The sequence below is a fragment of the Agrobacterium sp. Ap1 genome, assembly GCF_017313375.1.
Classification (GTDB): Bacteria; Pseudomonadota; Alphaproteobacteria; order Rhizobiales; family Rhizobiaceae; genus Neorhizobium; species Neorhizobium cellulosilyticum.
This window is the reverse complement of sequence record NZ_JAFLMY010000012.1, coordinates 150963-164915: the sequence shown is the minus strand read 5'-3', so window position 1 is coordinate 164915 and position 13953 is coordinate 150963. Positions and strand designations below refer to the sequence as shown.

12 protein-coding genes are annotated in these 13953 nt (G+C 61.7%); 1 reads left to right on the top strand and 11 read right to left on the bottom strand.

What is annotated here, in order from left to right; all coding sequences use genetic code 11:
- The first annotated feature begins 34 nt into the window (after window positions 1–34).
- On the top strand, window positions 35–709 hold the full coding sequence (gene tpiA / locus JZX87_RS21445; protein WP_206827893.1) for a triose-phosphate isomerase: 675 nt from the start codon (window positions 35–37) through the stop codon (window positions 707–709).
- Between the two features lie 92 nt (window positions 710–801).
- Here the strand turns inward: tpiA and JZX87_RS21440 are convergent, their stop codons facing one another.
- The 11 genes from JZX87_RS21440 to JZX87_RS21390 all read right to left on the bottom strand — a co-directional run bounded on the left by JZX87_RS21440 (window position 802) and on the right by JZX87_RS21390 (window position 13938).
- On the bottom strand, window positions 802–1887 hold the full coding sequence (locus JZX87_RS21440) for a branched-chain amino acid aminotransferase (protein ID WP_206827891.1): 1086 nt from the start codon (window positions 1885–1887) through the stop codon (window positions 802–804).
- Window positions 1888–1944: 57 nt separating this feature from the next.
- Complete coding sequence (locus JZX87_RS21435; protein WP_206827889.1) at window positions 1945–2787, bottom strand: HpcH/HpaI aldolase/citrate lyase family protein; 843 nt, start codon at window positions 2785–2787, stop codon at window positions 1945–1947.
- Entirely contained in the window at window positions 2784–3236 is a 453-nt protein-coding gene (locus tag JZX87_RS21430) for a MaoC family dehydratase (protein WP_206827887.1), read from the bottom strand. The genes JZX87_RS21435 and JZX87_RS21430 overlap by 4 nt, the downstream gene beginning before the upstream one ends.
- The gene (locus tag JZX87_RS21425; protein ID WP_206827885.1) at window positions 3236–5095 is read right to left on the bottom strand and encodes an acetyl/propionyl/methylcrotonyl-CoA carboxylase subunit alpha; all 1860 of its coding nucleotides are present in this window, start codon (window positions 5093–5095) and stop codon (window positions 3236–3238) included. The genes JZX87_RS21430 and JZX87_RS21425 overlap by 1 nt, the downstream gene beginning before the upstream one ends.
- A gap of 12 nt (window positions 5096–5107) precedes the next feature.
- Window positions 5108–6703, bottom strand: a complete 1596-nt coding sequence (locus JZX87_RS21420) for a carboxyl transferase domain-containing protein (RefSeq protein ID WP_206827883.1) — start codon at window positions 6701–6703, stop codon at window positions 5108–5110.
- Window positions 6703–7866 carry an acyl-CoA dehydrogenase family protein gene (locus JZX87_RS21415; protein WP_206827881.1) on the bottom strand — a complete coding sequence of 388 codons (1164 nt, stop codon included), beginning with the start codon at window positions 7864–7866 and terminating at the stop codon, window positions 6703–6705. Before JZX87_RS21415 ends, JZX87_RS21420 begins: the two co-directional genes overlap by 1 nt.
- Before the next feature lie 28 nt (window positions 7867–7894).
- A complete protein-coding gene (lpdA, locus tag JZX87_RS21410) occupies window positions 7895–9289 on the bottom strand; it encodes a dihydrolipoyl dehydrogenase (RefSeq protein ID WP_206827880.1) in 1395 nt (464 codons plus the stop codon).
- 3 nt (window positions 9290–9292) lie between these two features.
- Entirely contained in the window at window positions 9293–10555 is a 1263-nt protein-coding gene (locus JZX87_RS21405; protein ID WP_206827878.1) for a dihydrolipoamide acetyltransferase family protein, read from the bottom strand.
- 3 nt (window positions 10556–10558) lie between these two features.
- Window positions 10559–11572: an alpha-ketoacid dehydrogenase subunit beta gene (locus JZX87_RS21400; RefSeq protein ID WP_206827875.1), complete on the bottom strand. Its 1014-nt coding sequence runs from the start codon at window positions 11570–11572 to the stop codon at window positions 10559–10561.
- 1 nt (window position 11573) lies between these two features.
- Window positions 11574–12806 carry a 3-methyl-2-oxobutanoate dehydrogenase (2-methylpropanoyl-transferring) subunit alpha gene (locus tag JZX87_RS21395; protein WP_206827873.1) on the bottom strand — a complete coding sequence of 411 codons (1233 nt, stop codon included), beginning with the start codon at window positions 12804–12806 and terminating at the stop codon, window positions 11574–11576.
- A 130-nt stretch (window positions 12807–12936) separates the two neighbouring features.
- Entirely contained in the window at window positions 12937–13938 is a 1002-nt protein-coding gene (locus tag JZX87_RS21390) for an AraC family transcriptional regulator (RefSeq protein ID WP_148144652.1), read from the bottom strand.
- Window positions 13939–13953: the final 15 nt, after the last annotated feature.

Here is a 13953-nt window from a genome sequence, read left to right as displayed (position 1 = left end):
TGCTTGAACAACCCAACCCTACCGGAAAATCCCGATGACCACCCTTATTCAGCTACACCATCTCCCGGGACACGATCCGCTGATTTGCGTACCAGCCACGTTACTGCATTCAGCGACCTTAATGACGGCAGATACGCCGTTGAAAATTGGAGCGCAGGATTGCCATGATCGGGAAAACGGTGCCTACACCGGAGATATTTCCGCCGGCATGATTGCCGATAGTTTTGGCAGCCATGTCATCATTGGCCACTCCGAACGACGCACCAGATACCGGGAAGACGACGCCCTGGTGCGATCCAAGACAATTGCCGCGCATAAGTCCGGATTGATTGCCGTCGTCTGCATCGGCGAAACGGAAGAGGAGAGATCGAGCGGCCGGACGCTCGACGTGCTTCGGTACCAACTGGCTAGATCATTGCCCGACGGCGCGACGGGAGAGAATACCGTTATTGCCTATGAGCCGGTTTGGGCGATCGGTACAGGTCGTACGGCCTCGATCGCAGATATTGCAGAAGCACACCGCTTTATCCGTTCCGAACTCTGCAAACGCTTCAATAGCGAGGGCGATCGTATGAGGATTTTGTACGGTGGGTCGGTAAAACCCTCGAATGTCGATGAAGTTCTGCACGTGGAAAACGTGGATGGAGCGCTTGTCGGAGGTGCCAGCCTGACGGCCAATGACTTCCTGTCCATCTGCAGCGCCTATTGACGGTCCTCGCCGTCAACCAATCGGTTTTCGGGGCGCCCGTCGCTTCTATATGACGGGCGCCACCAAGTCCTCAAGTGCGGATGCGCGCGGCCTCAGCTAACCGGGATCGAGTGAAGCCAACCGTGGCTGTCGGCAAGTGCCTGGGTCTGGATACCGACCAGCTTGTCTCTTAACAGGGTCGTGACCGCTCCCGTCTCGCCGGTGCCGATGGTGAGCGAGCCGCTGCGATGCTTCAATTCTCCGATACCGGCAACGACAGCCGCCGTGCCACAGGCGAAGGCTTCGACCAGGCGGCCGGAGGCGACATCCGCCTGCAGCTCGTCAAACGCGTAAGGGCGTTCTTCAACGGCGATATTGTTGTCCTTCGCGAGCGTCAGGACGGAGTTGCGGGTAATGCCGGGCAGGATTGTGCCGAGCGGCGGCGTGACCATCGATCCGTCGTTGAAGACGAAGAAGATGTTCATGCCACCGAGTTCCTCGATCCATTTGCGCTCGGCGGCATCAAGGAACAGGACCTGATCGCAGCCTTGGCTGCCGGCTTCGGCCTGGGCAACCAGGCTTGCTGCATAATTGCCGCCACACTTGGCAGCACCCGTGCCACCGACAGCCGCACGGGTATAATCTTCGGAAACCCAGATCTTCACCGGCTTGGCGCCGCCCTTGAAATAGGGACCGACAGGCGAGGCGATGACGCAGAAGATATATTCCTTCGACGGCCGGACACCGAGGAAGGACTCGTTGGCGAACATGAAGGGGCGAAGATAGAGGCTGCCGCCATTGCCTTCCGGCACCCATTTCCTGTCCACGGCGACCAGCTTCTCGATGGCGGCGAGAAAATCCTCTTCAGGCAGTTCGGGCATTGCGAGCCGGCGTGCCGAGGCGTTGAAGCGTTTTGCGTTCTGATCCGGGCGGAACAGCACGACCTTGCCATCGGCAGCCCGGTAGGCCTTCATGCCTTCGAAGATTTCCTGCGCGTAGTGAAGCACGCTGCTGGCCGGATCAAGAGCGAAGGGTGCACGAGCGGTTACCTGCGCCGAATGCCAGCCCTTGTCGGCGCTCCAGTGAATGACGGCCATGTGATCGCTGAACAGCGTTCCGAAACCGAGGTTCTGGAAGGCGAGGGCGCGATCGGCCTCTGCCATGGGTTTAGCATTCTTGACGATTTCGAATTCCAGCATGGGTCACCTAGAGATATGGATCGGCCGCTCAAACGCGGCTTTGTCGGCGTTGTTGAATCACGGCGACTGCCTTTCGGCAAGCCCAAGCAGTCGTCTTGCCTGTTTCAAATGCGGTTTATCGATCATCCGGCCGTTGAAGTTAAGCACTCCCTGTCCCGGATTGGCGGAAAATGCGTCCACAATCGCCTGTGCCTGCGCCAATTCCTCGGCTGTCGGGGTGAATGCCGCATTGATGACAGGCAGCTGTTCGGGATGGATCGCCATCATGCCGGTAAAGCCGTCCCGTCTTGCACGCCGGGCATAGACGGCCAGCCCGTCGAGATCACGAAATGCCGGATAGACCGTTTCGATTGCCTCCACGCCTGCGGCATGCGCGCCGAAGAGGGTGAGCGAGCGGAGCATTTCATAGGGTGGTGTATAGCGCCCGTCCTCCTCGCGTGAACCCGTGGCGCCGATTGCAGCCGGCAGGTCTTCCGCGCCCCAGGTGAGGCCAAGGATCAAATGCCGGACGCTCCGATAACTGCCGAGTTCGAACACCGCCGCCGGCGTTTCGGTGGCAATCGGCAGGATGGGAATGCCCGGAGCGCGTACAGCCATCGCCTCGACACTTGCTCCCCCCTCGGCTTTAGGCAGCACGAAAGCATCGGGCTTCACATCCTTCAACGTGTCGAGATCATCCCCCAGAAAGCCGCTGTCGAGCGGGTTTATTCGGACGAAGAGTTTTCGGTCTCGTCTGGCGGAACGGAGAAATTCGGCGGTCATTTGCCTCGCCGTCGCCTTTGCCTCGAGCGCGACGGAATCTTCCAGGTCGAGGATCAGCGCATCGGCATCCAGCCCGAGCGCTTTTTCCATCCGGTCCGGCCGGTCACCGGGGACGAAAAGCAGGGAGCGCAATGTCATTGCGGCCTCCGGTGAAGAAGGGCGCTGCGCAGGCATTGGCAGACGATCTCGTTGCGCTGGTTGATCAGTTCATGGCGGAAGGTGACGATACCGGCCGCTGGTCGCGAACGGCTTTCCTTCAGCTCGACTATTTCGGTTTCCGCCCTCATCGTGTCGCCAATAAAGACCGGCTTGGGCATGGTGAGCTTGTCGTAACCCAGATTGGCAACGAGTGTTCCGAGCGTCGTATCGCTGACGGAAAGCCCGACCATCAGCGCGAAGGTGAAGGTGCCGTTGACGATGATCCGGCCGAATTCGCTCGCCTTTGCCGCCTCGATATCGAGATGCAGCGGCTGTGGATTATGGGTCATGGTGGAGAAGAGGAGATTGTCGGTTTCCGTCACCGTGCGGCGGATCTCGTGGGCGATCCGGTCGCCGATGGTCCAGTCCTCGAAATAGCGTCCGGCCATCATTGGTCTCCCTCGATGCGCACGAGCAGGCTGCCTTCCGTAACCTGTGCGCCGGACATGGCCTTGAGTTCGACAACGGTGCCGTCGAAAGGCGCACTCAACGTCTGTTCCATCTTCATTGCCTCGATCACCACGAGTGGCTGGCTGCGGACGACCTTCTCTCCCTCACCGACAGATACGGCGATGACGGTGCCGGGCATGGGGGCGATGATCGCGCCATCCGCATGGTTGTGGCTTCCACTGGCGTGATCGGCGCGAGGCGAGCTGAAAGGCCATGCCGCGCCATCGACAAAGACGACATCTGCGGGGCCATTACCGCTTTTGCGCCGGGAAGGGTCCAGGGTCACCAGATAGGGGCGGCCGTCTACTTCCACGCTCACCAGCCGATAGGCCTCCGCATTCAGGCGGAATCCGGCAAGCGCGGTCCATGGCTCCTGCGCGCCGGTCGGCAGGAGTGCTGCGGCAGCCGCCTGCAACACGCGCTCGTCGGGTTCTGTCGATGGAACAAGATCGGCCAGATGGCGGGCGATGAAGCCGGTATCGACGGCGCCCTCCAGAAAATCCGGGTGTTTCAAGGTGCGTGCCAGAAAGGCGGCATTGGTGCGAACGGGCCAGATTTCGACGCTCGCCATGGCATGGGTAAGTGTGTTTGCTGCCTGTCGGCGGCCTGGGGCATGGCTGATCAGCTTGGCGATCATCGGGTCGTAATGGGCGGTCACCTCGTCGCCTTGCTCGACGCCGCTATCGACGCGAACGCTTGGCGGAAGGCGCAGATGCTCCAACAGGCCGGTGGAGGGCAGGAAATTGTTGGACGGGTTTTCGGCGTAAAGCCGCGCCTCCATCGCCCAGCCGTTGATGGAAAGCTCGTCCTGCCTCAGTGGCAAGCGCTCGCCCGAAGCGACCCGGATCTGCCATTCCACCAGATCCTGCCCGGTAATTGCCTCGGTAACCGGATGTTCTACCTGCAGCCGCGTGTTCATTTCCATGAACCAGATGCGGTCGGCACGCAGTCCTTCGGAGGCATCGGCAATAAACTCAACCGTTCCGGCCCCGACATATTCCACCGCCCTTGCTGCTTTGACGGCGGCATCGCAGACGGCGTCGCGTGTTGCCGCGTCCATACCCGGTGCGGGGGCTTCCTCAATCACCTTCTGATGGCGGCGCTGCAATGAGCAGTCGCGCTCGAAGAGATGCACGACATTGCCGAACGTATCGCCAAAAACCTGAACCTCGATATGCCGCGGCGACAGGATGTATTTCTCGATCAGAACCCGGTCGTCACCAAAGGAGGAAGCCGCCTCGCGCCGGCAGCTTTCTAGTGCTGCGAGAAAATCGGAAGCCGTATCGACCTTGCGCATGCCTTTGCCGCCGCCGCCCGCAACGGCCTTGATCAGCACCGGATAACCGATCGCTTCGGCTTCCCGCTGCAGCCGGGCGGGATTCTGGTCTTCGCCGAGATAACCCGGCGTGACCGGCACGTTTGTGGCGATCATCCGTTGCTTGGCGGCGTCCTTCAGCCCCATGGCGCGGATGGCGGCGGGCGGAGCGCCCACCCATGTCAGCCCATTCGCGATAACAGCCTCTGCAAATTCGGCATTTTCCGACAGAAACCCGTAGCCGGGATGAATCGCCTGAGCGCCTGTCTGTCGGGCCGCGTCGAGAATACGGTCATGGCGGAGATAGCTGTCTCGCGCCGCGGCTGGACCGATATGTACCGCTTGATCGGCCTCGCGCACAAAGGGCATGGCGGCATCTGCATCGGAATATACGGCAATGGTGCGAATGCCGAGCCGGCTTGCGGTGCGGATGATGCGGCGGGCGATTTCTCCGCGATTGGCGATCAGCAGGCTTTCAATCACCGGTCATCCTCCTCACATCCTAAACAGGCCGAACTGCGCACGGTCGGGGATCGGCGCGTTCAGCACTGCGGAGAAGGCCAGCCCCAGCACGTCGCGGGTCTGGGCGGGATCGATTACGCCGTCGTCCCAAAGCCTGGCGGTTGCGTAATACGGATTGCCCTCGTCCTCGTATTTCTGCCGGATCGGGGTCTTGAAGGCTTCCGCTTCCGCTGCACTCCATGTCTCGGCATTGCGATGCACGGAGGCGAGGACGGATGCCGCCTGTTCGCCGCCCATGACGGAAATCCGCGCATTCGGCCATGAAAACAGGAAGCGTGGCTGGTAGGCGCGACCGCACATGCCGTAATTGCCGGCGCCGAAACTGCCGCCGATCAGCACGGTGATCTTTGGAACGGAAGCCGTTGCGACAGCCGTCACCAGCTTTGCACCGTTCTTGGCAATGCCTTCCGCCTCATATCTGCCGCCGACCATGAAGCCGGAAATATTCTGCAGGAACAGCAGCGGAATACGGCGCTGGCAGGCAAGCTCGATGAAATGCGCGCCCTTCAAGGCGCTTTCCGAAAACAGCACGCCACTATTGGCCAGAATGGCGACCGGAATACCCCAGATGCGGGCAAAACCGCAGACGAGCGTCGAACCGTAGAGGGGCTTGAACTCCTGCAGTTCCGATCCGTCGACGACGCGGGCGATGACCTCGCGCACATCATAGGGCGTGCGCACATCCTGCGGCACGACGCCGTAAAGCTCTGACGTCTCCCGCAGAGGAGGGCGCGGATTTGCGATCTCGATATCGACTGCCTTTGGCCGGTTGAGGGTCGCCACGATATCCCGGACGATCAACAGCGCATGTTCGTCATTCTCGGCGACATGATCGACGACGCCTGATTTTCTTCCATGGGTTTCCGCGCCGCCCAGTTCCTCGGCCGAAATCACTTCACCGGTCGCGGCCTCCACCAGCGGCGGGCCGGCGAGGAAGATCGTGCCCTGATTGCGCACGATCACCGTCTCGTCGGACATGGCCGGAACATAGGCGCCGCCCGCCGTGCAGCTTCCCATCACGCAGGCGATCTGCGCGATACCCGCCGCCGACATCTGCGCCTGATTGTAGAAGATCCGGCCGAAATGATCGCGGTCCGGAAAGACTTCCGCCTGATGCGGCAGGTTGGCCCCGCCGGAATCAACCAGATAGATGCAGGGCAGGCGGTTTTCAGACGCGATCTCCTGTGCCCGCAAATGCTTCTTCACCGTCATCGGGAAATAGGCGCCGCCCTTCACCGTCGGGTCATGCGCGACGATCATGCATTCGCGGCCCGACACCCGACCGATGCCGGTGATCATTCCAGCAGCCGGTGCTTCATCGCCATACATGCCGCCTGCTGCAAGCTGGCCGATTTCCAAGAGCGGCGAGCCGGGATCTAGCAGCCGCTGCACCCGGTCTCTGGGCAACAGCTTTCCGCGTGCGACATGGCGCTCGCGATGGCTTTCCGATCCGCCGCGCGCAGCCGCCGCAACTTTCTCCCGCAGTTCTTCGGAAAGCGCGCGGTTATGCGCCTCATTGGCCTTGAAGCCTTCGGAATTGCGATCGAGCGTGGTCCGGATCTGGGGCATCAGCCGTTGCCCCCGGCACCAATCACTTCTCGGCCGATCAGCATGCGGCGCACTTCATTGGTGCCGGCACCGATATCGAGCAGCTTGGCGTCGCGCCAGAAACGCTCCACCGGCCAATCCTTCGTATAGCCCGCGCCTCCGAGCGCCTGGATAGCCTGTTCGGCGACCTTTACTGCGCTTTCCGACGCATAGAGGATGGCACCGGCGGCGTCCTGCCTTGTTGTGCGGCCTGCATCGCAGGCGCGTGCCACGGCATAGACATAGGCCCGGGCTGAGTTCAGCGCCACGACCATATCGGCGACCTTGGCCTGCATCAGCTGGAAACTGCCGATCGGCACTCCGAACTGTTTTCGCTCCCGCAGGTAAGGCAACACGACATCGAGGCAGGCCTGCATGATGCCGAGCTGGATGCCGGACAGCACGACCCGCTCGTAATCGAGGCCGGACATCAGCACTTTCGCGCCGCCGTTCAGCGGTCCCATGAGATTTTCCTGCGGCACGAAGCAGTCGTTGAAAACGAGCTCGGCGGTCGGCGAGCCGCGCATGCCGACCTTGTCGATCTTCTGGCCGATGGAAAAACCGGCAAAACCCTTCTCGATCAGGAAGGCGGTGATGCCCTTCGATCCGGCGTCGGGTTCCGTCTTGGCGTAGACGACGAGGGTCTGGGCATAGGGCGCATTGGTGATCCAGAATTTGGTGCCGTTCAGGCGAAAGCCGCCTTCGACCCTGTCGGCTCGCAATCGCATGGAGACGACATCCGAACCTGCACCTGTCTCCGACATGGCGAGGCTTCCGACATGGTCTCCGGAAATCAGGCCGGGGAGATATCTTGCCTTCTGATCGGGCGTTGCCCAGCGTGCGATCTGGTTGATGCAGAGGTTGGAATGCGCTCCGTAGGACAGGCCAACGGAGGCCGAGGCGCGGCTTACCTCCTCGCAGGCGATGACATGTTCCAGATAACCCAGTCCAAGCCCGCCATCGTCTTCCGCAACCGTGATGCCATGCAGCCCGAGCGCACCCATTTCCGGCCAGAGTTCGATGGGAAAGCGATCCTTCGCATCGATTTCGGCGGCGATTGGCACAATGCGTTCGCGCGCAAAACGCTGCGTCGTCTCGCGGATCGAGCGAGCCATATCGCTAAGGCCAAAATCCATGTCAGTCATCGGGCCTCCTCCCAGATAGCCGTTCCGTTTAGATATGCAGCGCGTGTCCCATCGCCTTGAGCGCCGCCTCCTGCAGGGCTTCGCTGCGTGTCGGATGGACATGGATCGTGCCGGCGATATCCTCCAGCCGAGCCCCCATCTCGATTGCCAGCGAAAATGCCGCCGAAAGTTCGGATACGCCTGACCCGACCGCCTGCAGCCCCAGTACGAGATTGGTATCGGCGCGCGCCACAATGCGGACAAAACCGTCTTCGTCCTGCATCGTCATCGCCCTTCCATTGGCGGTGAAGGGGAACTGCCCGACCTTCACTTCGTAGCCTTGAGCGCGTGCTTCTGCCGGTGAAAGCCCGGCGCTGACGATTTCCGGATCGGTGAAGCAGATCGAGGGGATGGAGCGCTTGTCCCAGGCGCGCTTTTTCCCCGCAACTATCTCCGCCACCATCTCGCCCTGCGCGATGGCGCGATGCGCCAGCATCGGTTCGCCGGTGACATCGCCGATCGCATAGACGCCACGCATCGAAGTGCGACAGCGATCGTCGATACGCAGGTATGGACCGGATCGATCGAGATCGAGGTCTTCAAGCCCGGACCCGACGCTGCGCGGACGGCGGCCGACGGCAACGAGGATATGATCTGCCGGCAGTTCCTGCCGTCTATCCGGTCCTTCGACAACCAGCGCATCGCCCTTCTCGGAAAGCCCGATCGCTTTGGTGTTGGTGAAAAGCCTGATGCCGCGCTCAGTCAGCCTGCGTGTCACAGGCTTGATCAGGTCGGCATCGTAGATCGGCAGGATCTGCGCCGTCGCTTCCACCACGGTTACCTCCGATCCGAGCTTCGCAAAAGCGGTGCCGAGCTCCAGCCCGATATAACCGCCGCCGACCACGATGAGCCTGTTCGGCACTTGCCTAAGCGACAGTGCTTCGGTCGAGGAGATGACGGGTCCACCGAAGGGCAGGGCTGGAAGTTCGACCGGGTCGGAGCCTGTGGCGATCACCACGGTTTCCGCGCGAACGATCTGCTGGCCGGTTTCGGTTTCCACCTCCACCGTCTTGCCGTCACTGAAACGGGCGCGGCCGGAAACGATCTTGACGCGGGCCTTCTGCAACAGGCCGGAAACACCGCTTGTCAGCCGCCCGACAATGCCGTCCTTCCAGGTCATGGTGCCGGCAAGATCGATCGACGGTTGATCGACGCGAATGCCCATTGCATTGCGTCCGCCTGCCATCTGCCGTGTTGCATCAAAAACCTCCGCCGCGTGGATCAGCGCCTTGGAAGGGATGCAGCCGATGGTGAGGCAGGTGCCGCCGGGCTTGGCAGCCTCGACGATGACCGTATCGATGCCGAGCTGGCCGGCGCGGATGGCGCAGGCATAACCGCCGGGGCCGGCGCCGATGACGAGAAGCTTGCAGGAAATCTCTTTCATGGCTCACCCTTCGATGAAGATCAGGGCTGGAGTTTCAAGCAGTGTGCGCAGGCGCTGGATAAAGGTTGCCGCGTCAAAACCGTCTATGATGCGGTGGTCGAAGCTGGAGGAGAGGTTCATCATCTTGCGCGGCACGAATTGCGCCCCATCCCAGAGCGGGCGGGCGGCGATCTTGTTGACGCCGACGATCGCCACTTCCGGATGATTGATGACCGGCGTTGAGACGATGCCGCCGAGCGCGCCGAGCGAACTGATGGTGATGGTCGAACCGGTCAGCTCGTCACGCGTGGCGGTACCGGAACGGGCGGCCTCCGCCAGCCGGTTCATTTCCGTTGCGCAATCCCAGATACTGCGTGCTTCTGCGTGCCTGACGACCGGTACGGTGAGGCCTGACGGTGTCTGGGTGGCGATACCGATATTCACCGCGCCGGACCGGGTCAGTATACTGGCATCACCATCGAATGTAGCGTTGATGTCGGGCTGATCGGTTACCGCCTTGACCATTGCCCGCATCAGGAAAGGAAGGAGCGTGAGTTTCGGTTGGTCGGGCTTGCGCGCACTGTTCATCGTCGCCCGCAACTCCTCCAGCGCCGTCACGTCGACCTCTTCCACATAGGTGATATGAGGGATGCGCGAGGTGGAAAGCGTCATCTTCTCGGCGATGCGGCGGCGAAGGCCGGTGAGCTTGATCTCCTCCTTCGAGGTCTTCCTGGCAAAACCCTGCTGCGGGGCCGGTGCCTCCTTGCCATGGGCAAGGAATTGCTCGACATCCTCGCGCAGGATGCGCCCGGCCGGCCCCGTTCCGCTCAACTGGCGAAGGTCTATGCCGTTGTCTCGTGCCAGCAGCCGCACCGATGGAGCGGCAAGCGGCTTGTCCATCTCCGTTGATAGGGTTGAAGAGAGGGACGGTGCCGGTGACGTAACGGGCGTGGCAGGTTTCGTTGGTTTTTCAGCGGGCTCGGCCTTCTCTGGCCTAGGTTCTTCGGCCTTGACCGGCTCAGGAGCGGTGACTTCGTTGCTGCCACCTTCCGTCTCGATCCGGATCAGCGGTGCCCGGACTGCGATCGTGTCGCCGATCTCGCCGCCGAGCCAGATCACGGTTCCGCTGACGGGGGTAGGAATTTCCACCGTCGCCTTGTCGGTCATCACGGCGGCGACCGTCATGTCCTCGCGCACGGGATCGCCGACCTTCACCAGCCATTCGACAAGCTCGGCTTCGGCAACGCCTTCGCCGACATCCGGCATCTTGATGGTGAACTCGCCCATGGCTCAGGCCTCCATGACGTCGGTCAGCGCGCGCCCGACGCGGGCGGGGCCGGGAAAATAGTCCCATTCCTGCGCATGCGGGTAAGGCGTATCCCAGCCGGCGACGCGCATGACCGGGGCTTCGAGATGATAGAAGCAATGTTCCTGCACCAATGCTGCGATCTCCCCGCCGAAGCCGGAGGTGAGCGTTGCTTCATGCACGATAACGCAGCGCCCTGTCTTGGAGACCGACCTCACGATCGCATCTAGATCGAGCGGCAGAAGGCTTCTGAGATCGATGACTTCGGCATCAATGCCGGTATCTTCGGCGGCGGCGAGTGCCACATGCACCATCGTGCCATAGGCAATCACGGTGACGGCCGAACCTTGCCGGCGCACTTCCGCCCTGCCGATCGGGATCGAATAATAGTCATCCGGCACATCGCCGAGTGAGTGTTTCGACCAAGGGGTGACCGGCCGTTCGTGATGCCCGTCGAACGGGCCGTTATAGAGCCGCTTCGGCTCGAGGAACATCACCGGGTCGGGATCTTCGATCGCGGCAATCAGCAGGCCCTTGGCATCATAGGGATTGGATGGCACGACGACCTTGAGGCCGCAGACGTGGGTGAACAGAGCTTCCGGGCTCTGGCTATGGGTCTGTCCGCCAAAAATACCGCCGCCGGTGGGCATGCGCACCACGATCGGGCAGGTGAAATCGCCGTTGGAGCGATAGCGGATGCGCGCGGCCTCCTGCGTCAGCTGGTCATAGGCGGGGTACATATAGTCGGCGAACTGGATTTCGACGCAGGGTTTCAGCCCATAGGCGGCCATGCCGATGGCGGTGCCGACGATGCCGGATTCGTTGATCGGCGTGTCGAAACAGCGGGTCTTGCCGTATTTCGCCTGCAACCCTTGCGTACAGCGGAAAACGCCGCCGAAATAACCGACATCCTCGCCGAAGACCACGACATCCTCATCCCGCCCCATCGCGACATCCATGGCGCTTCTCACCGCCTCGATCATCGTCATCCGGGCCATGTCAGTATCCCGCCTTCTGCCGCTGGCGGCGCAGATGCGGCGGCATCTCGGCATAGACGCCTTCGAAGATATCGCGCACGGAGGGCCTGCCGCCGGCATGCATCGTTCCGTGTTCCTCGGCCTTGCGCTGGGCGGCGATCACCTCGTCCGCGATTTCCGCTTCCGCCTGCACATGCCGTTCTTCAGACCAGAGGCCGCGCAGGATCAGGTGTTTCTTCAACCGCAAGACCGGATCTCCAAGCGGCCAGGCTTCGGATTCCGTCTTCGGACGGTAGGCGCTCGGGTCGTCGGAGGTGGAATGCGCGCCGACCCGGTAGGTGACGTATTCGATCAGCGTCGGCCCGAGATTGCGTCTTGCCCGCTCCGCCGCCCAACAGGCGACGGCATGCACGGCCAAATAATCATTGCCATCGACCCTCAGCGCCGGAATGCCGAAACCGAGGCCGCGGGCGGCAAAGGTGCCGGAGCCGCCGCGGGCGATGCCCTGAAATGTCGAGATGGCCCACTGGTTGTTGACGACGTTGAGGATGACCGGCGCCCGGTAAGTCGAGGCGAAGACCAGCGCCGAATGAAAATCCGATTCCGCCGTCGATCCGTCACCGATCCAGGCGGCGGCAATGCGGCTGTCGTTCTTGATCGCCGACGCCATGGCCCAGCCGACGGCCTGCACATATTGCGTGGCGAGATTGCCGGAAATCGTGAAGAAGCCATGCTCCTTCGACGAATACATGATCGGCAGCTGCCGGCCGCGCAACGGGTCGCTTTCGTTGGAATAGATCTGGTTCATCATCTCGACCATCGGATAGTCGTCGGCGATGAGAAGGCCTGCCTGTCGGTAGGTGGGGAAATTCATGTCGCCCTTGTTCAAGGCTTTGCGAAAGGCACAGCTGACGGCTTCCTCGCCCAGATGCTGCATGTAAAACGACGTCTTGCCTTGCCGCTGCGCCATCAGCATGCGGGCATCGAAGGCCCGGAGCGTCATCATGTGGCGCAGGCCGGTTCTCAGGTCGTCATCGGACAAAAGTCCGGCCCAGGGGCCGACTGCCTCGCCATCCCGGTTCAGCACGCGGATGATCGAATAGGCGAGATCGCGAATGTCTTCGGCTGGCGCATCCACGTCCGGGCGCGGCACAGCGCCAGCCCTTGCGATCTTCACGTTGGAAAAATCGGGCTGCCCGCCCGGACGCACTGCAGGCTCCGGAACGTGCAGGCTCAGATGACCTGTATCAACCATATTTCCTCCCGATCGACCTGCTTCTCCTCAAAAGCGTGTCGATTAGAAAAGAATGGTATTCGCAGCGCCAATGGCAAGCCATGACAGAACTGCTGTGAATTTTCGGACAGTTTTGCCACAGATGAGCCGGCTACAGGCTCGTCTGGCTCTTTCGGAAGGCTTCTGGGCTTTGCCCCATCCATTTCTTGAATGCCCGATAGAAGGCGCTCGGTTCGGAATAGCCGAGACGGGTGGCGATCTCGCTGACGGTTTCGCCCGTATTGGTCAGCATACCGCAGGCGAGGTCGCGGCGGATCTCGTCCTTTATGCCGGCATAACTTTGGCCCTCGTCATGCAGGCGGTGGCGAAGCGTCGAAGACGACATGCGCATGTCGTTGGCGAGTGTCGCGAAGCTTGCCCAGTCGGCAGGTTCCCTCTGGGTAAGGCGACGCCTGACCGCCGCAGCCGTTCCGGCGTCATAGCGATAGCGCAACAGGATGTTTGCAGGTGCGCCGCGCAGGAACTGCCGCAATTGCTGCTCGTTGCGCGAGATCGGCAGGGTCAGCATGGCGGCGTCAAAGCCCAGCCGGCTGACGGATTGCGAAAAACGGATTGGCGCGCCGAAAAAGAGCCGGTGATCGGCGCTCTGTTCCGGCTCGGCGCAGCGGAAATCGACGAGGCGGATCGGGATGCGGCGGCCGACCAGCCAGCAGATAAGCCCATGCAGGATGATCCAGTAGCTGCGATAGGCAAAGGCGGATCGAGGCTCTCCCTGGTCGCTCAACTGCACCTCCGCAATACCGTCATGAACGATAAGCCGGCCCGTCGGCTCACCGAGAACGAGGTTGAGAAAGCGCAACGCCCGCCGCAATGCCCGCTCCAGCGTCGGGGCATGCAGCACGCAATGGCAGAGAAGGGTAAAGCTGCCGCGCTGCATCGGTCGGGTGCCGAGGCCGAAACATTCGTCGTCGAGTTCGGCGGCAATCGCCAGCCACAATTGCCCGAATGTCTGCGCCGAAACCGGCTCGGTGACGACAGGCGGCAGGCCGAGATCGCGAAGCAACGGCTCGGTCGGACGCCCGCTGCGCCTCAGGCTGTCGAGCGCTTCACCGACAAAGCTCGGGGCGATCATATGTCGTTCGGTCTCAGCCATCACTTCAGCCCATAT

Bases quoted from the DNA above. Each gene is read 5' to 3' on its own strand.
- tpiA (WP_206827893.1), top strand. From the start codon at position 35: ATGACCACCCTTATTCAGCTACACCATCTCCCGGGACACGATCCGCTG.
- JZX87_RS21440 (WP_206827891.1), bottom strand. From the start codon at position 1,887: ATGCTGGAATTCGAAATCGTCAAGAATGCTAAACCCATGGCAGAGGCC.
- JZX87_RS21435 (WP_206827889.1), bottom strand. From the start codon at position 2,787: ATGACATTGCGCTCCCTGCTTTTCGTCCCCGGTGACCGGCCGGACCGG.
- JZX87_RS21430 (WP_206827887.1), bottom strand. From the start codon at position 3,236: ATGGCCGGACGCTATTTCGAGGACTGGACCATCGGCGACCGGATCGCC.
- JZX87_RS21420 (WP_206827883.1), bottom strand. From the start codon at position 6,703: ATGCCCCAGATCCGGACCACGCTCGATCGCAATTCCGAAGGCTTCAAG.
- JZX87_RS21415 (WP_206827881.1), bottom strand. From the start codon at position 7,866: ATGACTGACATGGATTTTGGCCTTAGCGATATGGCTCGCTCGATCCGC.
- lpdA (WP_206827880.1), bottom strand. From the start codon at position 9,289: ATGAAAGAGATTTCCTGCAAGCTTCTCGTCATCGGCGCCGGCCCCGGC.
- JZX87_RS21405 (WP_206827878.1), bottom strand. From the start codon at position 10,555: ATGGGCGAGTTCACCATCAAGATGCCGGATGTCGGCGAAGGCGTTGCC.
- JZX87_RS21400 (WP_206827875.1), bottom strand. From the start codon at position 11,572: ATGGCCCGGATGACGATGATCGAGGCGGTGAGAAGCGCCATGGATGTC.
- JZX87_RS21395 (WP_206827873.1), bottom strand. From the start codon at position 12,806: ATGGTTGATACAGGTCATCTGAGCCTGCACGTTCCGGAGCCTGCAGTG.
- JZX87_RS21390 (WP_148144652.1), bottom strand. From the start codon at position 13,938: ATGGCTGAGACCGAACGACATATGATCGCCCCGAGCTTTGTCGGTGAA.